The sequence below is a fragment of the Delftia sp. HK171 genome (assembly GCF_001886655.1).
In the GTDB taxonomy this organism is placed as follows: domain Bacteria; phylum Pseudomonadota; class Gammaproteobacteria; order Burkholderiales; family Burkholderiaceae_C; genus Comamonas; species Comamonas acidovorans.
Genome location: NZ_CP018101.1, coordinates 4,109,071 through 4,127,273, shown reverse-complemented (window position 1 = coordinate 4,127,273; position 18,203 = coordinate 4,109,071). Strand labels below are relative to the sequence as shown.

The 18,203-nt window shown below is 66.0% G+C and carries 12 protein-coding genes; 5 read left to right on the top strand and 7 right to left on the bottom strand.

The genetic code is table 11. The features are described from left to right. Window positions 1-137: 137 nt before the first annotated feature. From BO996_RS18510 to BO996_RS18495, 4 genes are all read right to left on the bottom strand, one after another. Window positions 138-2,186, bottom strand: coding sequence for a M3 family metallopeptidase (locus BO996_RS18510; RefSeq protein WP_034394199.1), 2,049 nt, complete (start codon window positions 2,184-2,186; stop codon window positions 138-140). A gap of 75 nt (window positions 2,187-2,261) precedes the next feature. Next, window positions 2,262-3,116, bottom strand: a complete 855-nt coding sequence (folD, locus tag BO996_RS18505) for a bifunctional methylenetetrahydrofolate dehydrogenase/methenyltetrahydrofolate cyclohydrolase FolD (protein ID WP_012205808.1) — start codon at window positions 3,114-3,116, stop codon at window positions 2,262-2,264. 84 nt (window positions 3,117-3,200) lie between these two features. Next, window positions 3,201-3,851 (bottom strand): response regulator transcription factor, encoded by a 651-nt coding sequence (locus BO996_RS18500; RefSeq protein WP_012205807.1) that lies wholly within the window; start codon window positions 3,849-3,851, stop codon window positions 3,201-3,203. Continuing rightward, on the bottom strand, window positions 3,848-6,421 hold the full coding sequence (locus BO996_RS18495; protein WP_012205806.1) for a PAS domain-containing sensor histidine kinase: 2,574 nt from the start codon (window positions 6,419-6,421) through the stop codon (window positions 3,848-3,850). Before BO996_RS18495 ends, BO996_RS18500 begins: the two co-directional genes overlap by 4 nt. 320 nt (window positions 6,422-6,741) lie before the next feature. On the opposite strand from BO996_RS18495, the gene aceE reads away from it, so the two are divergent. The 3 genes from aceE to lpdA are packed head-to-tail and all read left to right on the top strand — an operon-like array spanning window position 6,742 to window position 13,030. Next, the gene (gene aceE, locus BO996_RS18490; RefSeq protein WP_013802222.1) at window positions 6,742-9,459 is read left to right on the top strand and encodes a pyruvate dehydrogenase (acetyl-transferring), homodimeric type; all 2,718 of its coding nucleotides are present in this window, start codon (window positions 6,742-6,744) and stop codon (window positions 9,457-9,459) included. A 19-nt stretch (window positions 9,460-9,478) separates the two neighbouring features. Then, the gene (gene aceF / locus BO996_RS18485) at window positions 9,479-11,170 is read left to right on the top strand and encodes a dihydrolipoyllysine-residue acetyltransferase (protein WP_071956060.1); all 1,692 of its coding nucleotides are present in this window, start codon (window positions 9,479-9,481) and stop codon (window positions 11,168-11,170) included. Between the two features lie 15 nt (window positions 11,171-11,185). Then, the gene (gene lpdA, locus BO996_RS18480; RefSeq protein ID WP_034394189.1) at window positions 11,186-13,030 is read left to right on the top strand and encodes a dihydrolipoyl dehydrogenase; all 1,845 of its coding nucleotides are present in this window, start codon (window positions 11,186-11,188) and stop codon (window positions 13,028-13,030) included. A 129-nt stretch (window positions 13,031-13,159) separates the two neighbouring features. Here lpdA and BO996_RS18475 read toward each other — a convergent pair whose 3' ends face one another. After that, window positions 13,160-14,089, bottom strand: a complete 930-nt coding sequence (locus BO996_RS18475; protein WP_034394186.1) for a LysR family transcriptional regulator — start codon at window positions 14,087-14,089, stop codon at window positions 13,160-13,162. Between the two features lie 65 nt (window positions 14,090-14,154). Between BO996_RS18475 and BO996_RS18470 the strand changes: the two genes are divergently transcribed. Then, entirely contained in the window at window positions 14,155-14,772 is a 618-nt protein-coding gene (locus BO996_RS18470; protein ID WP_013802226.1) for a LysE family translocator, read from the top strand. Window positions 14,773-14,960: 188 nt separating this feature from the next. On the opposite strand, the gene BO996_RS18465 is transcribed toward BO996_RS18470, so the two are convergent. Next, window positions 14,961-15,656 (bottom strand): hypothetical protein, encoded by a 696-nt coding sequence (locus BO996_RS18465; RefSeq protein WP_071957152.1) that lies wholly within the window; start codon window positions 15,654-15,656, stop codon window positions 14,961-14,963. A gap of 133 nt (window positions 15,657-15,789) precedes the next feature. Between BO996_RS18465 and BO996_RS18460 the strand changes: the two genes are divergently transcribed. Then, the gene (locus BO996_RS18460) at window positions 15,790-17,055 is read left to right on the top strand and encodes an MFS transporter (protein ID WP_198041246.1); all 1,266 of its coding nucleotides are present in this window, start codon (window positions 15,790-15,792) and stop codon (window positions 17,053-17,055) included. Here BO996_RS18460 and BO996_RS18455 read toward each other — a convergent pair whose 3' ends face one another. Next, the gene (locus tag BO996_RS18455) at window positions 17,056-18,081 is read right to left on the bottom strand and encodes an FUSC family protein (protein ID WP_071956058.1); all 1,026 of its coding nucleotides are present in this window, start codon (window positions 18,079-18,081) and stop codon (window positions 17,056-17,058) included. It lies immediately after the preceding gene. Window positions 18,082-18,203 lie beyond the last annotated feature (122 nt).

The following is an 18,203-nucleotide window of genomic DNA, read 5'->3' as shown; positions in this document are numbered from 1 at the left end:
GAGTGCCTGCAAGCATAGCGTGCCATTCATCCTGGGCCATCTTCTGGAGCCACAGGATGTGGCTGCGCGCATCCGATGGGGTGGCCGGGCCAGCAAAAAGCGCCCCGTCGGGGCGCTGCAGACCTGGGGTCGGGCTCTCAGGCCTGGGCCATGCCCTGGTGGCGCAACAGCGCATCCAGCTGGGGTTCGCGGCCACGGAAGGCCTTGAACGACTCCATGGCCGGGCGTGCCCCTCCGGCCTCCAGAATCGCCTCACGGTAGCGGCGGCCTGTTTCGGGGTTGGGGGTTCCATCGGCCAGCATGGTTTCCTCGAAGGCCGCATAGGCATCTGCCGAGAGGACTTCAGCCCACTTGTAGCTGTAGTAGCCGGCTGCATAGCCGCCTGCAAAGATGTGGCTGAAGGTGTGGGCCGAGCGGCTGTAAGGGGTCGACGGCAGCACGGCCACCTCGGCGCGCACGCGGGCCAGCAGCGGCATGATGTCTGCCTTCGGATCGTGCTCGGTATGCAGCAGCATGTCGAACAGCGAGAACTCGATTTGGCGCAGCGTCTGCATGCCCGACTGGAAGTTCTTGGCCGCGATCATCTTGTCGTACAGGGCGCGCGGCAGCGGCTCGCCGCTGTCCACGTGGGCGGTCATGTGCTTGAGCACTTCCCATTCCCAGCAGAAGTTCTCCATGAACTGGCTTGGCAGCTCCACGGCATCCCATTCCACGCCCGCGATGCCCGAGACGTCGCGCTCGTTGACCTGGGTCAGCATGTGGTGCAGGCCGTGGCCCGTTTCATGGAAAAGCGTGATCACGTCATCGTGCGTGAGCAGGGCCGGCTTGCCGTCAACGCCGGTGGCAAAGTTGCAGACCAGGTGCGCGACCGGCGTCTGCAGCCTGTGGTTGTCGGGGCGCAGCCAGCGGGTACGCACATCGTCCATCCAGGCGCCGCCACGCTTGCCCGATCGCGCCGGCTGGTCCAGGTAGAACTGGCCGACCAGCTCAGGGCCTTGCGGCGTGCTGCGCTCGATGCGGTAGAACTCGACGGCGGGATTCCAGACCGGCGCCGCGTCGCGGCGGATGGCCACGTCGAACAGCGTCTCGACGATCTTGAACAGGCCGGCCAGCACCTTGGGCGCAGGGAAGTACTGCTTGACCTCCTGCTCGCTGAAGGCATAGCGTGCCTCCTTGAGCTTTTCGGAGACATAGGCCCAGTCCCAGGGCTGGGGATCGGCCAGGCCCAGTTCATCGCGTGCGAAGGCGCGCAGGTCGGCGACATCCTTCTCGGCATAGGGGCGGGCCCGGTGCGCGAGATCGCGCAGAAAGTCGATCACCTGCTGTGGCGAATGCGCCATCTTGGGAACCAGCGAAATCTCGCCGAAATTGCGGTAACCCAGCAACTGCGCCTCTTCCTTGCGCAGGGCCAGGATCTCCGAGATGTTGGCCGTGTTGTCGAAGCGGATGGCATCGCCCTCGGCCTGGTCGGAGGCGCGTGTCACATAGGCGCGGTAGAGCTTCTCGCGCAGCGCACTGCTGGCCGCAAACTGCATCACGGGCAGATAGCAGGGCATCTTCAACGTGAGCTTGAAGCCTTGCTTGCCTTCGGCCTCGGCGGCGGAGCGGGCTGCCTGGCGCACATCCTGCGGCACGCCGTCCAGCTCCTCGGCCGTGGCGTAGTAGGCGAATGCATCGGTGGCGTCGAGCGCGTTCTCGCTGAACTTCTGCGTCAGTTCGGCCGAGCGTTCCTGGATCTTGGCAAAGCGCAGCTTGTCCTCGCCCCGCAGCTCGGCGCCGGAGAGCACGAAGTTGCGCATGGCATGGTCCCAGGCCGCACGCTGCTCGACATTGAGCGTGGCGGGGTCAATGGCCTTGTACTTGGCGTACAGGCGCTCGTCGGCACCCAGGCGCGTCCAGAATTCGGTGACCTTGGGCAGTGACTCGTTGTAGGCGGCGCGCAGCTCGGGCGTATCGGCCACGCTGTTGAGGTGGCTGACGGCGCCCCAGGCCGTTCCCAGCTTCTCGGTGGCGACATCGAGCACGGCCGAGATCGAATCCCAGCGCGCCGGAAAGTCGGGTGCCGTGACGGTCTCCAGGGCCTCTGCGGCCCCGGTCAGCAGGATATCGATGGCCGGGCCGACATCGGCAGGGCGTATGCGATCGAACAGGGGCAGGTCGGAGGATTCGAGGAGGGGATTGCTCATGCGTGTCAGATGCCGTCGGGTGCATTGAAATCAAGCGGCTCCCCAGGGAGCCGCCCGATGCTTGTCAGCTCCTGGTCAGCCGGCGGCGCGCTCGGCCGCCTCCATGGTGTTGACCAGCAGCATGGTAATCGTCATGGGGCCGACACCGCCGGGTACGGGCGTGATGAAGCCGGCCACTTCCTTGACGCCGTCAAAGTCCACGTCGCCGCAGAGCTTGCCTTCGTCGTTGCGATTCATGCCCACGTCGATGACCACGGCGCCAGGCTTGCACATGTCGGCCGTCAGCACGTTGCGCTTGCCCACGGCGGCGACCACGATGTCGGCCTGGCGCGTCATGGCGGCAAGATCGGCCGTGCCGCTGTGGCAGATGGTGACGGTGGCATTGGCGGCCAGCAGCATCATGGCCATGGGCTTGCCGACGATGTTGGAGCGGCCGATGACCACGGCGTGCTTGCCGCGCAGGTCCTTCATGCCGATGGATTCCAGCATCTTCATGCAGCCGTAGGGGGTGCAGGCCTTGAAGCCGACTTCGCCCACCATCAGCGCGCCTGCACTGGCCACGTGAAAGCCATCCACGTCCTTGAGCGGCGAAATGGTCTCGATAACCTTGTGGTCGTCGATGTGTGCGGGCAGCGGCAGCTGGACCAGGATGCCGTGGATGCTGGGGTCGTTGTTCAGCGCCTCGACACGGGCCAGCAGTTCGGCCTCGGTCATCGAGGCATCGTACTTCTCCAGCACCGAATGAAAGCCCGCGTCCTCGCAGGCCTTGACCTTGTTGCGCACATAGACCTGGGAGGCAGGGTTGTCGCCGACCAGGACCACGGCCAGGCCGGGCGTGGTGCCGCGGGCCTTCAGGGCGGTGGCGCGCTGGGCGACTTCGGCACGCAGTTGGCGGGAGAGGGCGTTGCCGTCGATGAGTTGGGCTGTCATTGCAGTGAATACCAATAAAAATGCTGCTAGGGCTTGTTGATCAAGCGCTAGCAGCTCTTTGAAAAAAAGCGGTGGTGTCTTGGCTTATCCGGCGACGGCTGCCTTGGCCGCTGCAGCGGTCTGGCCCTGGCCCAGGGCGATCTTGAGCAGATCGGCCACGGTGTTGGCGTTGAGCTTTTCCATGATGTTGGCGCGGTGCGCCTCCACCGTCTTGATGCTGATGCCAAGATCGTCGGCGATCTGCTTGTTCAGCCGGCCGGCGACGATGCGCTCCAGCACCTGGGCTTCACGGCTGGTCAGCTTGGCCAGCAGCGCGTCGCGGCTGGCGGCCTGCTGGTGGCCGGCAAAGGCTTCGCGGGCATGGTCCAGCATGCGCTCGACCAGGTTCAGCAGTTCCTCTTCGTTGAACGGCTTCTGGATGAAGTCCAGTGCGCCCTTCTTCATGGTGTTCACCGCCATGGGCACGTCGCCGTGGCCGGTGATGAAGACGATGGGAAGGGGGGACTTGCGTTCGATCAGGCGGTCCTGCAGTTCCAGGCCCGTCATGCCGCCCATGCGGATGTCGACGATGAGGCAGGCGATCTCGCGTGGGTCGTAGCGCGAGAGGAAGGTCTCGGCCGAGTCGAAGCAGCGCACACGATAGTCCTTGCCCTCCAACAACCATTGCAACGAATCACGAACCGCTTCGTCGTCATCAACTACGTACACAGTGCCTTTTTTCGGGATCAAGCTCATGCAATCGTCCTTGTTGTTGGTTCAATGGTCGCTGCCGGCGTTGTCGCGTCGCCCGGCGGGGCCAGCGGCAGCCAGAATGAAAACCGGCAGCCGACAACCTCGGAACCATTGTAGAGGTTCTCGGCACGCATCCGGCCCTGGTGGGACTCGACAATGCTGCGGCACAGATTCAGCCCCATGCCCATGCCTTCGCTCTTGGTGGTGAAGAAGGCCTCGAAGAGGCGTTCCAGCACCTCGGGCGGCAGGCCCTTGCCGGTGTCCTGCACGTTGAATTCAATGACGCGCTGGTCCTCGATGGTGCGTGGCACCACGCGCAGCTCCACATTGCGCTGGTGGCTGGGGCGGCCCGACTGCTCGATGGATTCGGCGCCGTTCTTCATGAGGTTGACCAGCACCTGCTCGATGAGGATGGTGTCGGCCATGATGGCCGGCATGCGCTCGGCCACGTGGTAGGTCAGCTGCACATTGCGGCGGCGCAGCTCGATCCCGGCCAGCTCCACGGCCTCGCTGACCATGTCGGTGACCTGGGCCAGTGTGCGGTTGGGCTCGCTGCGCTTGACGAAGGAGCGTATGCGCAAAATGATCTGCCCCGCGCGCTGCGCCTGGTGGGCGGTTTTCTCCAGCGCGAACTTCATCTGCTCTTCGGTCAGCGTGCCCTTTTCAAGCCGGGTGAGCATGCCGCTGCAGTAGTTGCTGATGGCGGTCAGCGGCTGGTTGAGCTCATGGGCGACGCTGGACGCCATCTCGCCCATGGTGATCAGGCGGCTGACGGACTGGGCGTGCTCGGCCTGGCGATCGGCCTGCTCCTCGGCCAGGCGGCGCGGCGTGATGTCGGTGGCGATCACCATCTGGGCCAGGCGGCCGTCCACCCAACTCAGGTAACGCGATCGCACTTCCAGCCACTTGCCCAGTTCGGGCAGGTAGATCTCGGCGTTTTCGCTGCGTGCGCTGGTCAGCGAGTCGGTGGGCAGGCCCATGAGGCCGTCCTCGTCGTCCATGCCTTGCGGCTGCGAGCGCACGGGCAGCACGCCGGCCTGGGCGACGAGCTGCAGGTGGCCATCGGTCTGCGAGCCGAACCACTGCCGGTACAGCTTGTTGGCGAACAGCAGCTCGGCGCTGCCCAGCGGGGCGACGGACACCGAGGCGTCCAGCGCCTCCAGCACGATGGTGAAGCGCTCGTAGGAGGCAGACAGTTGCTCGCGGATGCGGTTGGGCTCGGTGATGTCGGTCATGGACGACATCCAGCCCGTGTGCTGGCCATGGGCGTCGATCAGCGGCGAGACATACAGGCGCGCATCGAACTGCGTGCCGTTCTTGCGCTGCACGCGCACCTGGAAGCCTCCGACGATGGTCTTGCCCGAAAGCTCTTCGCGCAGCTTGGAGTGCAGGTTGTCGTAGTCGTTGTCGGGCCAGTAGGAGTAGGGCGGCATCTGGCCGACCAGCTCTGATTCGCTCCAGCCCGTCATCTGGCAGAAGGCGGCATTCACATAGGTGATGCGGCCTTGCAGGTCCAGCGCGCGCATGCCGGTGAGCACGGAGTTTTCCATGGCGCGGCGGAAGTTGGTCTCCGCGACCAGGGCCTCCTGGGCGCGCTGGCGGCGGCGCGTGTGGCGCCAGGTGGCCAGCAGCAGCCATGCCGTCATCGCACTGAGCGTGCCCACCAGCCAGAACAGGCCGCTGCCGACCACGCCCAGCGAGGTGCGATAGGCCTGGGCACGCAGCACCAGGCTGTTGCCCACGGGGGCGACGGGTGCCTCGTCCTCGTTGGCAACGGTGCGCCAGCGCAGCAGTTCGGTGGCGGTCTGCTTGCGCGGTGTCAGCGGCGTGCCGGCCAGCACCTGGCCCCGGCTGTCGAGCATGGTCATGGCGTAGCGGGCCATGATTTCGGTGGGCGTTCCATAGCGCAGCAGGCTGTCGATGGAGTACTCGCCCAGCAGCTCGCCGATGTAGCGGCCGTCCTGTGCCAGCGGCACATGCAGTTGCAGCAGCGGCGCGGCTTCCCCCTTGTGGGCCAGTCCCTGCACGTAGATGGGTTGCTGCATCTCGCGCGCGAGCTGGTAGGCCTCCAGCGCGTCTCCGGCGCGCAGCACTTCACGCGGGATGCGCAGCTGCTCGCTGCTCACTGTGGGGGCGGACTGGCTGGCCAGGATGCGCCGCTGTGCATCGATCCAGGTGATGGACTGCAGTTCGGGGTATTGGCTGATGAGTGCTTCGGCGCGGCTGGCAAAGTCGGACTCGCCCAGGTCGTGGTTGCCGATGTCGCGCGCCATGCGCATCAGTTGCTCCTGGCGCTCGAGCAGGCGCAGGCGCACGCGTTGCTGGGCATATTCCACGTCGCGGTGCAGCGCTTCCTTCTCGCGGTCGATCTCCTCCATGCGCAGGTACCAGAAGGAGGCCACGATGGCCGCCATGAACATCAGTACGGCCGCGAGGGGGGCGAGCGCCGCGAAGCGGTCCTGGCGCGTGGGGGAAAGACTGCGCCACCAGCTGCGCCACCAGCGCACTGGCGCGGCCACGCCTGCCATGGGGGCAGGGCTGTGCGTGCCGTGCTCGGAAGGGGAGGATTGCATGCGCCCAGTGTAGGGGAGAGTCTGACTGTTTTTAAGGAGTATTGGAGTCGCCGCCGAGGCGCTTCGGCGACGTTCTTTGGGGTCTTCACTGTATGTGCGTTTGCAGCAAAATTTCAAATTATGAAATCAAAAAGCACCATTTGAAATTCGAAAAAAGTATGCGACACTCGCCGAGCATTGAGGCAGTGAATCGGTATTTTCAAGTTCGCCAGACAGGGTCTGTGCCGCGCAAGGCGTGGTGAACTACCCGCCTGCGTTGGCGCGCTGCGCCGCTCACTGGTTCGACCCCAAGACGCTACCTTCTGCAAGGAGACATTCCCATGACAGCTCAGACTGACCCGCAAGGCAATGCAGGCGTTCCCGCCGGCCTGGACCAACAAGAATCGCGCGAATGGATGGACGCCCTGTCGGCCGTCATCGACCGTGAAGGCGCCGAATACGCGCACAAGCTGATCGAGGACCTGCTCGAACACGCACGCCAGAACAGCGTGGACATGCCTTTCTCGGCCAACACCGGCTATGTGAACACCATCGAGACCTCGCAGGAAGCCCGCTGTCCCGGCAACCTGGAAATCGAAGGCCGTCTGCGCGCCTACATGCGCTGGAACGCCATGGCCATGGTGGTCAAGGCCAACCGCCTGCACCCGCCCGAAGGCGGTGACCTGGGCGGCCACATCGGCTCCTTCGCTTCGCTGGCCAACATGTTCGCGGCCGGCTTCAACCATTTCTGGCACGCCGAAAACGAGAACCACGGCGGCGACTGCCTGTACATCCAGGGCCACGTCTCGCCCGGCATCTATGCCCGCGCCTACCTGGAAGGCCGCATTTCCGAAGAGCAACTGCTGAACTTCCGCCAGGAAGTGGACGGCAAGGGCCTGTCCAGCTACCCGCACCCCAAGCTGATGCCCGAGTTCTGGCAGTTCCCCACGGTGTCCATGGGCCTGGGCCCGCTGATGGCCATCTACCAGGCGCGCTTCCTCAAGTACCTGCATGCTCGTGGCATTGCCGACACCGAAAGCCGCAAGGTCTGGGTGTTCTGCGGCGACGGCGAAATGGACGAGGTCGAGTCGCTGGGCGCGATCTCGCTGGCCGCGCGCGAAAAGCTGGACAACCTGATCTTCGTGATCAACTGCAACCTGCAGCGCCTGGACGGCCCGGTGCGCGGCAACGGCAAGATCATCCAGGAACTCGAAGGCGAGTTCCGCGGCTCCGGCTGGAACGTGATCAAGCTGCTGTGGGGCAAGGGCTGGGACGAGCTGCTGGCCAAGGACAAGGACGGCGTGCTCAAGAAGATCATGGCCGAGTGCAACGACGGCGACTACCAGTCGTTCAAGGCCAATGACGGCGCCTACGTGCGCAAGAACTTCTTCGGCCGCGATCCGCGCGCGCTGAAGATGGTCGAGCACATGAGCGACGACGAGATCTGGAACCTGCGCCGCGGCGGCCACGATTCGCAGAAGGTCTATGCGGCCTTCCACGCCGCCAATTCGCACAAGGGCCAGCCCACCGTGCTGCTGGTCAAGACCGTCAAGGGCTTCGGCATGGGCAAGATCGGTGAAGGCAAGAACACCGTTCACCAGACCAAGAAGCTGGGCGACGAGGACATCAAGGCCTTCCGCGACCGTTTCAACATTCCCATTCCCGACAGCCAGATCGCCGACCTGCCTTTCTACAAGCCGGCCGACGACACCCCGGAAATGCGCTACCTGCACGAGCGCCGCAAGGCCCTGGGCGGCTACCTGCCGCACCGCCGCGTGAAGGCCAGCGAGCAATTCACGGCGCCTGCGCTGGATACCTTCAAGGCCATCCTTGAAGCCACGCCCGAAGGCCGTGAGATCTCGACCACCCAGGCGTATGTGCGCTTCCTCACGCAGCTGCTGCGCGACAAGGAAATCGGCCCGCGCGTCGTGCCCATCCTGGTGGACGAGGCACGTACCTTCGGCATGGAAGGCCTGTTCCGCCAGATCGGCATCTACAACCCCGCTGGACAGCAGTACACCCCGGTCGACAAGGACCAGGTGATGTACTACCGCGAGGACAAGGCCGGCCAGATCCTGCAGGAAGGCATCAACGAAGCCGGCGGCATGAGCAGCTGGATCGCGGCAGCCACGAGCTACAGCACGAGCAACCGGATCATGATCCCGTTCTACGTGTACTACTCGATGTTCGGCTTCCAGCGCATCGGTGACCTGGCCTGGGCGGCCGGCGACATGCAGGCGCGCGGTTTCCTGCTGGGCGGCACTTCGGGCCGCACCACGCTGAACGGCGAAGGCCTGCAGCACGAAGACGGCCACAGCCACATCCTGGCCAACACCATTCCCAACTGCGTGAGCTACGACCCGACCTTCGCCCACGAAGTCGCCGTGATCATGCAGGACGGCCTGCGCCGCATGGTGCAGAACCAGGAAAACGTCTTCTACTACATCACGCTGCTCAACGAGAACTACGCCATGCCCGGCCTCACGCCCGGCACCGAGCAGCAGATCATCAAGGGCATGTACCTGTGCAAGCCCGGCCAGAAGGTGCCGGAAAGCGGCCTGCGCGTGCAACTGCTGGGTTCGGGCACCATCCTGCGTGAATCCTTCTTCGCCCAGGAACTGCTGCTGGCCGACTGGGGCATTGCCGCCGACGTGTGGAGCTGCCCGAGCTTCAACGAGCTCACCCGCGACGGCCAGGACGCCGACCGCTGGAACCTGCTGCATCCGCTGGACACCCAGAAGGTGCCCTTCGTCACGCAGCAGCTGCAGTCGCACAATGGCCCGGTGATCGCATCCACCGACTACATGAAGGCCTACGCCGAGCAGATCCGCCCCTACATGCCCAAGGGCCGCACCTACAAGGTGCTGGGCACCGACGGCTTCGGCCGCTCGGACTTCCGCCGCAAGCTGCGCGAGCACTTCGAAGTGGATCGCCACTACATCGTGGTTGCCGCACTGCGCGCGCTGGCCGAAGAAGGCAAGATCAACGCCACCACCGTGGCCGAAGCGATCGCCAAGTACGGCATCAAGGCCGACAAGATCAACCCGCTGCACGCTTGAGTAAGAACGGGAGACACATATGGCATTGGTAGAAATTCAAGTCCCCGATATCGGTGATTTCGACGAAGTTGCTGTGATCGAAGTGCTGGTCAAGGCCGGCGATCAGATCAAGGCCGAGCAATCGCTGATCACCGTGGAGTCCGACAAGGCCTCCATGGAGATCCCCTCCAGCCACGCTGGCGTGCTCAAGGAGCTGCGCGTCAACATGGGCGACAAGGTCAAGCAGGGCAGCATCATTGCCGTGGTCGAGTCGGCGGAAGCCGCTGCCCCGGCACCTGCAGCCGCCGCACCGGCCCCCGCCGCTGCAGCCCCGGCCCCGGTGGCTGCGCCTGCACCGGCCGCTGCTCCCGCTGCCGCGCCTGCGGCCTCGGGCGCTGCCACGCAGATCGACATCAAGATTCCCGACATTGGCGACTTCAAGGACGTGGCCGTGATCGAGATGCTGGTCAAGGTCGGCGACACCGTGACAGCCGAGCAATCGCTGTTCACCGTCGAATCCGACAAGGCCTCGATGGAAATCCCGTCGCCAGCGGCCGGCACCATCACGGCGCTGACGCTCAAGATCGGTGACACGGTCAACGTGGGCGACGTGGTCGGCCAGATGAGCGTGCAGGGCGCTGCCGCGCCTGCAGCCCAGGCTGCGGCACCGGCACCTGCAGCAGCAGCCCCTGCATCGGCCGCTGCTGCCCCGGCCGCTGCAGCTCCGGTGGCTGCTGCTGCAGCATCGGCTCCCGCCGCTGCGCCTGCGCACAACCCCACCGTGGCGCCCACGGGCAAGCTGCCCCACGCGTCGCCCTCGGTACGCAAGTTCGCCCGCGAGCTGGGTGTGCCGCTGGACGAGGTCAAGGGTTCGGGCAACAAGGGCCGCATCACGGCCGACGACATCCAGGCTTTCACCAAGTCCGTCATGGCGGGCGCCGTGCAGACCAAGGCCCAGGCCGCGACCGCTCCCAAGGGTGGCTCCGGCGGCGGCGCAGGTCTGGACCTGCTGCCCTGGCCCAAGGTCGACTTCGCCAAGTTCGGCCCGGTCGAGCGCAAGGACCTGTCGCGCATCAAGAAGATCAGCGGCGCCAACCTGTCGCGCAACTGGGTCATGATCCCGCACGTCACCAACAATGACGAGGCCGACATCACCGACCTGGAAGCCTTCCGTGTCTCCACCAACAAGGAGAACGAGAAGAGCGGCGTCAAGGTGACCATGCTGGCCTTCGTGATCAAGGCGGTGGTCGCGGCCCTCAAGAAGTTCCCCGAGTTCAATGCCTCGCTGGACGGCGACACCCTGGTCTACAAGCAGTACTTCCACGTCGGCTTTGCGGCCGACACGCCCAACGGCCTGGTGGTCCCCGTGCTGCGCGATGCCGACAAGAAGGGCATCCTGCAGATCAGCCAGGAAATGGGCGAGCTGGCCAAGAAGGCCCGCGACGGCAAGCTCGGCGCTGCCGACATGCAGGGCGGCTGCTTCTCGATTTCGTCGCTGGGCGGCATCGGTGGCACGAACTTCACCCCCATCATCAACGCCCCCGAAGTGGCCATCCTCGGCCTGTCCAAGGGCCAGATGAAGCCGGTGTGGGATGGCAAGCAATTCGTGCCGCGCCTGACGCTGCCGCTGTCGCTGTCCTATGACCACCGTGTCATCGACGGTGCCTCGGCCGCGCGCTTCAATGCCTTCCTGGGCCAAGTGCTGGCGGACTACCGCCGCATCCTGCTGTAAACGGAGGCCCGACACATGGCAATCATCGACATCAAGGTGCCCGACATCGGCGACTTCGCCGAAGTGGGCGTGATCGAACTGCTGGTCCAGCCCGGTGACACCGTGGCCAAGGACCAGTCCCTGATCACCGTGGAGTCCGACAAGGCCTCCATGGAGATCCCCTCCAGCCATGCCGGCGTGGTCAAGGAACTCAAGGTCAAGATCGGCGACAAGATCGCCGAAGGCGGCCTGATCCTGACGCTGGAGGCCGCTGGCGAAGCGGCCGCCGCACCCCAGGCGGCAGCACCGGCCCCTGCAGCGGCGGCTCCGGCGCCCGCCGCTGCAGCGCCCGCAGCATCGGCTCCCGCTCCGGCCGCAGCCAGCTACGCTGGTGGCGCGGCCGATTACGACTGCGACGTGGTCGTGCTCGGCGGCGGTCCTGGCGGCTACTCGGCAGCCTTCCGTGCGGCCGATCTGGGCCTGAATGTGGTCATCGTCGAGCGCTACAAGAGCCTGGGCGGCGTCTGCCTGAACGTGGGCTGCATCCCGTCCAAGGCGCTGCTGCACGTGGCCGCCGTGGTGGACGAGGTCAAGCACCTGGAGGTGGCCGGCGTCAAGTTCGGCGCGCCCGAGGTCAACATCGACCAGCTGCGCGGACACAAGGACAAGGTCATCGGCAAGCTGACCGGCGGCCTGGGCCAGATGGCCAAGATGCGCAAGGTCACCGTGGTGCGCGGCTACGGCAACTTCGTCGGCGCCAACCACCTTGAGGTGGAAGAGACCACGGGCGACGGCCAGGAAAAGACCGGCAGCAAGAAGATCGTGCAGTTCAAGCGCGCCATCATTGCCGCCGGCAGCCAGGCCGTGCACCTGCCCTTCATGCCCAAGGACCCGCGCGTGGTGGACTCCACCGGTGCACTGGACCTGGCCAGCGTGCCCAAACGCATGCTGATCCTGGGCGGCGGCATCATCGGCCTGGAAATGGGCACCGTCTACTCCACGCTGGGCGCACGCCTGGACGTGGTGGAGATGATGGACGGCCTCATGCAGGGCGCCGACCGCGACCTGGTCAAGGTCTGGCAGAAGATGAACGCGCCGCGCTTCGACAACATCATGGTCAACACCAAGACCGTGGGTGCCGAAGCCACGCCCGAAGGCATCAAGGTCAGCTTTGCGCCTGCCAAGGACGGCATCACCGTGCCCGAGCCCCAGGTCTACGACCTGGTGCTGCAGGCCGTGGGCCGCACGCCCAACGGCAAGAAGATCGCTGCCGAGAAGGCCGGCGTGGCCGTCACGGACCGCGGCTTCATCGAAGTCGATATCCAGATGCGCACCAATGTGCCCCACATCTTCGCCATTGGCGACGTGGTGGGCCAGCCCATGCTGGCGCACAAGGCCGTGCACGAGGCCCATGTGGCCGCCGAAGTCATCGCCGGTGAACTGCAGGGCAACAAGGAGCTGGCTGCCAGCGCCTTCAACGCCCGCGTGATCCCCAGCGTGGCCTACACCGACCCGGAAGTGGCGTGGGTGGGTCTGACCGAGGACCAGGCCAAGGCCCAGGGCATCAAGGTCAAGAAGGGTGTGTTCCCCTGGACGGCTTCGGGCCGCGCCATTGCCAATGGCCGCGACGAAGGCGTCACCAAGCTGCTGTTCGACGACAGCCCCGAGGCGCACGGCCATGGCCGCATCCTGGGTGGCGGCATCGTCGGCACACACGCGGGCGACATGATCGGCGAGATTGCGCTGGCCATCGAAATGGGTGCCGATGCCGTGGACATCGGCAAGACCATCCACCCCCACCCCACGCTGGGCGAAAGCCTGGGCATGGCGGCCGAGGTGGCCCACGGCTCCTGCACGGACCTGCCGCCGCAGCGCAAGTAAGCGCAAGGCCGGGCGTTCAGGCCTGGCAAGAACAGAAAGGCAGCTTCGGCTGCCTTTCTGCTTTGGGAGACGCAGATAAGGACACAGACATCAGCCCAGACACCGGCACGGCAAAGGGGGCAGACCTGTTCAGGCCTGGGCGCGCAGCCACTGCAGCAATTGGTCGTGCACGCCATCTGGCGTGGGCGGAGCGGGGGACAGCAGGCAGTAGCGCGAACCGTCCTCGACAAAGCCCATGGGCGCTGCCAGCACGCCGTTGGCGACGTCGTCGCGCACCAGTTGCCAGGGTCCGATGGCCAGTCCCATGCCTGCCACGGCGGCCTGCAGGCTGAAATAGAAATGGTCGAACTGCAGCTGGGATCCCGACGGCGGCGGCTGGCCGCTGTGTTCTGCCCAGGTAGACCAGGCCCCCGGGCGGGTGCGGCTTTGCAGCAAGGGTGCCTCCGGGCGCAGCCCGGTGGCATGCCCCTCGTCGGAGCGCGTGCACCACTGCGCCAGCCGCTCGGGCCGGCAGACCGGGCCTATGCGCTCGGCAAACAGGGTCTCCGCATGACAGCCCGCTGGCGGAGAGAAGTCATCGCGCCGTATGGCCAGATCGATGCCGTCCGCGAAAGAGAAAGGCCCGCCGCCCGCCATCAGGTGCAGCTGCAACTCCGGGTGCTGTTCCTGGAACTGGGGCCAGCGCGGGATCAGCCAGCGCATGAGCAAGGTGGGCTCGCAGGACAGCACCCAGCGGCGCGCCTGCTGCGCGCGCGAGCGCAACTCCTGCGTGGCCTGGCGCATGCGCTCCAGGCCTTCGTGCACGGCCTGGGCCAGGTGGCGGCCTGCCTCGGTCAGGAAGACGCGGCGGCTGCGGCGGTCAAACAGGGTCACGCCCAGATCGTCCTCCAGCAGGCGCACGGCCCGGCTGATGGCGCCATGGGTCAGGTGCAACTCTTCTGCCGCCTTGCTGAAATTCTCCCGCCGGGCGGCCGCTTCGAAGCAACGCAAGGCCTGCAGCGACGGCAGCCGCTTGCTCGGGGTGTGTGAGTTGAGTTCACCAACTGTGTCAGAAAACATCGTTATGCATTTTCATGGAAGGCCAATACTATCCGGCGCGTTGCATTGAATCGAATGGATAACCGATGACCGAATGGATAGCTGTAGTCACCATTACCTTGCTGGCCGTCATCAGCCCAGGGGCGGATTTCGCCATGGTCACGCGCAACAGCCTGCTGCGCTCGCGCCGCGCGGGCCTGCTCACGGCGCTGGGCATTGGCCTGGGAGTGCTGGTCCATGTCGGCTATACCTTGCTCGGGGTCGGACTGCTCATGCAGCAGTCCACCTGGTTGTTCGACGTGGTCAAGCTGCTGGGTGCAGCCTATCTGATCTATCTGGGCGTGACCATGCTGCGCAGCCGCCCGGAGGGCGATTTGCCCAGCCAGCCCGTGGCCGCGCTCTCCGACATGGCGGCACTGCGCACGGGCTTTCTGACGAATGCGCTCAATCCCAAGACCACGGTGTTCGTGGTCAGCCTGTTCCTGCAGATCGTGGGACAGGACACGCCGCTGGCCACGCAGCTGGCATATGGCGGATTCATCTCGCTGGCCCATGTGGCGTGGTTCTGCATCGTGGCGCTGTGCTTTTCCGCCCAGCGGGTGCGTGCGCGGCTGCTGGCCGTGCGGCATTGGATAGACAGGGCCTTTGGCGGCATGTTGGTGGGGTTTGGTTTGCTGCTGGCAACGGCCAAGCTGCGGCTGTGACGTGGTGATGGTCTGACAGGAATTGGTGGGGGAGGACGGGCAAGCAGGCGGCTGCTGCCCGGCATGCGAGGCCTGCGAGGTGCCATCTGGTACCTCGCAGGCTTGGCTGTTTCTGGCGAGTGTCAGGTTTGCCCGGCAAGCGGGCCGGCGTCCCAGTGGCTTGCTGTTCGACCCGGCGCGGCAGGTGTTCATGGTGGGGGCGTGCCATCGTCTCCATGGTGAACGCCGACGCCAAGGCCTGCTCCCATGCCCAGGCCGCCCATGCCTGCGGCGCCCATTCCTGCGCCACCACCGCCGCCGCCCTTGCTCGAAGCGCCGGATTCCGCGCCACCTTTGCGCGCCCCGCCCGCCGTGCCGCCCGGACGCGTGGGGCCCTGGTTGGGAACGCGCAGGCTGTCAGGGATCGGCTCCAGATCCAGCGCTTCGCGGATGAAGGCGCGCAGCGAAGTGACGAGTGCCGCAGTCTCGACAGGCTGGCCTGCCACCATGTCCTGGGCCGCCTGGGCGGCCATGCGCACCTGGTCTTGCGTCCCGAGCAAGATGACATCGGACAGCGCGGCTTCCACCGCATCGCGAATGCGCCGTTGGCGCTCGCTGCCAAAAGCCGGTGGTGCATCGGTGTCGTCGGCGGCGGGCCTGCGCAGATCGCGCAGGTGCAGGGGATTCACATGCAGCGTGCCCGTGAAGGAGCCGCCCAGCGTCTTGTAGGCGGCGATAAGCGACTTCAGGCGTTCATTGATCTGGCGGTTCTCACGCTCGCGCCGCTTTTGCACGGTCTGCATGAACAGCAGGCGAATGCCCATCATCAGGCAGGTGACCAGCAGCAGGCCCAACACCGTGGACAGCAGCGAAGACCAGGAGCTGAAATCTAGTGATGAGTGCATGCGCAAGGCCTCGGGGGTTGATCCAGGCCTTCAGTGTGCCTCCATACAGACGGGTCGGCGGGTAAGAAGAGTGCTGTTTGCAGGCGCCGCTTGGCCTATGCTTTCGATACTTCACACATCAGCTACAGGGCGCATGGCATGCGCCCCCGGGAGACAGCATCCAGTGAAAACAACGAAGCAGGGGGTGCATCCCTCATGGATCGTCGTGGCGGCCGGCGTCAGCGCGGCTCTGCATGTAGGCAAGCTGCCGCCGGCTGTGCCGGTGCTGCAGCAGCAATTGGGCCTGTCCCTGCTGCAGGCCGGCTTTCTGCTTTCCACCGTGCAGGTGGCCGGCATGGTGCTGGGCCTGGTGGTGGGTCTGGGTGCAGACCGCTGGGGGCTGCGGCGCAGCATGCTGGCAGGCCTGCTGCTGATGGCGGGTGCCAGCGCCCTGGGCGCCACCGCTACGGGGTTTGCAGCGCTGCTGGCCTTGCGTGCCGTGGAGGGACTGGGCTTTTTGCTGGTGGCCATGCCGGGGCCGGGTCTGATCCGGCGCTGCGTGGCGCCAAGCGATCTGAGCGCGCGCATGGGCTGGTGGGGCACCTATATGCCGTTGGGCAGTGCCATCGGCTTGCTGCTGGGGCCGTGGGTGATGGCCTGGGCATCCTGGCCCGCATGGTGGTTGCTGTTGGGGCTGATTTCGGCACTCGCATGGGTCGCCGTCTGGTGTGGCGTGCCGGCAGATAGGCCGGTGCCCCTTGGCACATCGGTGGCGGGCGGTGGCTGGCGTCCTCGCCTGACGTTGACCCTGCGCAGCCCCGGACCCTGGTGCGTGGCTGTGGCCTTTGCCGTGTATTCAGGGCAGTGGATGGCCGTCATCGGCTTTCTCCCCACGGTCTATGCCGAGGCGGGCCTGGGCGCCGCATTGTCGGGCACGCTGACGGCCGTGGTGGCGCTGGCCAACATGGTGGGCAACGTGGCCTCGGGCCGTTTGCTCCAAGGCGGCTGGAGCGCCACGCGCGCCTTGCGCCTGGGCTTTGGCTGCATGGCGGCGTGTGCGCTGCTGGCCTATCTGCAATGGCAGGGGCAACCGCTGGCGCCGTTATGGCTGCGCTTTGTGGCGGTGGTGTTGTTTTCGGCGGCGGGCGGGCTGATTCCGGGCACGCTGTTTTCCATGGCGGTGCGGCTGGCCCCCGATGAGTCCACGGTATCGACCACGGTGGGTTTCATGCAGCAATGGTCCAGCGTGGGGCAGTTTGCAGGCCCGCCCCTGGTGGCTGCCGTGGCCGTGCAGGCGGGCGGATGGCAGTGGACCTGGGTGGTGACGGCGGCCATGTGCGCCATCGGCTGGTGGCTGGCCGGCGCGATCGGGCGCATCAGCGGTGCGGGTGCAGCGCCGCGCGGGCGCGCTGCAGTCTGATCACGCGTCGCGCGAGCCTATCAACGCCTTCAGGGCCTCTTCCATCTGCTGCGCATGGTCCAGCGCGGGCAGCCAGGCCTGGGGCACCGGCTGGGCGGGTGCCTGGGGTGCGGAGGCGGCCAGTTCGGCCAGGGCGTCATCGGGCTGCAGGGCCACCACGTTGCCGTTGGCGGACAGCTGGCGGCAGGCATCGACCAGCCATTCGCAGTGCAGGACGATGGCGCGCGGCATGAGGCCACTGTCATGCGACATGCCGCGCACCAGGCTTTCGCCCAGCAGCAGTGCGCTGGCATACAGGCGCACGGCGTGGCGGTCATAGCGCCCGGTGATGGTCTGCAGCCCCGCGCCACCCAGGCGGCCGCGCAGGGACCAGCGGCTGGAGCTTTGCGCCTCCACCATGGCTGCACGCAGTGCGCTCAGCGCATCGCTGCTGCGCGTGAGCTGGCCCAGCGCGACGGTGGCATCGGGCGTGTCGTGGGTGGCGGTGGCGCGCAGGGTGGCTTCCAGCCCCTCGGCCAGCTGGCCCAGCAAGGCGCTTGCCGAGCGCGACACGGCGCGCAGCGGATTGGCCGTGAAGATCACCTGGCTGAACATCAGGCCGACACCGGCGCCCACCAGTACGTCAACCAGCCGGGTCTCGCCCGCGGCGCTCGGCCCCATGCTCAGCACCAGCACGACGGAGACGCCCGCCTGTATCGGGACGACCGGCGGCTGCCCGAGCATGGCGGCCAGAGACAGGGCGACCAGCGAGGCCAGACTCAGCCGCAGCAGCGGAATGGTGTCGGGCAGCAGCCAGGCCAGTTCGCCGACGATGATGCCGATGGCGCAGCCCAGCACCAGACCCCAGGTCTGCTTGAGGTGGCTGGGCAGTCCGGGCGCCAGGCAGACCAGGGCGGTGACGGCGGCAAAGACGGGTTTGGGGTGGCCGAGCAGGTAGTGGGACAGCTCCCAGGCCAGCATCGCACCCAGGGAGGCGGCGATGGCGTCGCGCAGCGCCAGACGCAGGCGGCCAGGCGCTGCGGCCATGCCGCTCTTGGGTGTTCCAGGGGGTGTTTTTGCTTTTGCTTTTCGCCAACGCACGAAGATTCTCCCTCCAGCATGCGAAATCCAGGTTCGCAAATGCCCAAAAGCATAGCGGCCGGTCCAGG

Coding starts and splice junctions, on each gene's coding strand:
- BO996_RS18510 (WP_034394199.1), bottom strand. CDS start 2,186: ATGAGCAATCCCCTCCTCGAATCCTCCGACCTGCCCCTGTTCGATCGC.
- BO996_RS18495 (WP_012205806.1), bottom strand. CDS start 6,421: ATGCAATCCTCCCCTTCCGAGCACGGCACGCACAGCCCTGCCCCCATG.
- aceE (WP_013802222.1), top strand. CDS start 6,742: ATGACAGCTCAGACTGACCCGCAAGGCAATGCAGGCGTTCCCGCCGGC.
- folD (WP_012205808.1), bottom strand. CDS start 3,116: ATGACAGCCCAACTCATCGACGGCAACGCCCTCTCCCGCCAACTGCGT.
- BO996_RS18460 (WP_198041246.1), top strand. CDS start 15,790: ATGGCATGCGCCCCCGGGAGACAGCATCCAGTGAAAACAACGAAGCAG.
- BO996_RS18500 (WP_012205807.1), bottom strand. CDS start 3,851: ATGAGCTTGATCCCGAAAAAAGGCACTGTGTACGTAGTTGATGACGAC.
- lpdA (WP_034394189.1), top strand. CDS start 11,186: ATGGCAATCATCGACATCAAGGTGCCCGACATCGGCGACTTCGCCGAA.
- BO996_RS18465 (WP_071957152.1), bottom strand. CDS start 15,656: ATGCACTCATCACTAGATTTCAGCTCCTGGTCTTCGCTGCTGTCCACG.
- BO996_RS18455 (WP_071956058.1), bottom strand. CDS start 18,081: ATGGCCGCAGCGCCTGGCCGCCTGCGTCTGGCGCTGCGCGACGCCATC.
- BO996_RS18475 (WP_034394186.1), bottom strand. CDS start 14,089: ATGTTTTCTGACACAGTTGGTGAACTCAACTCACACACCCCGAGCAAG.
- BO996_RS18470 (WP_013802226.1), top strand. CDS start 14,155: ATGACCGAATGGATAGCTGTAGTCACCATTACCTTGCTGGCCGTCATC.
- aceF (WP_071956060.1), top strand. CDS start 9,479: ATGGCATTGGTAGAAATTCAAGTCCCCGATATCGGTGATTTCGACGAA.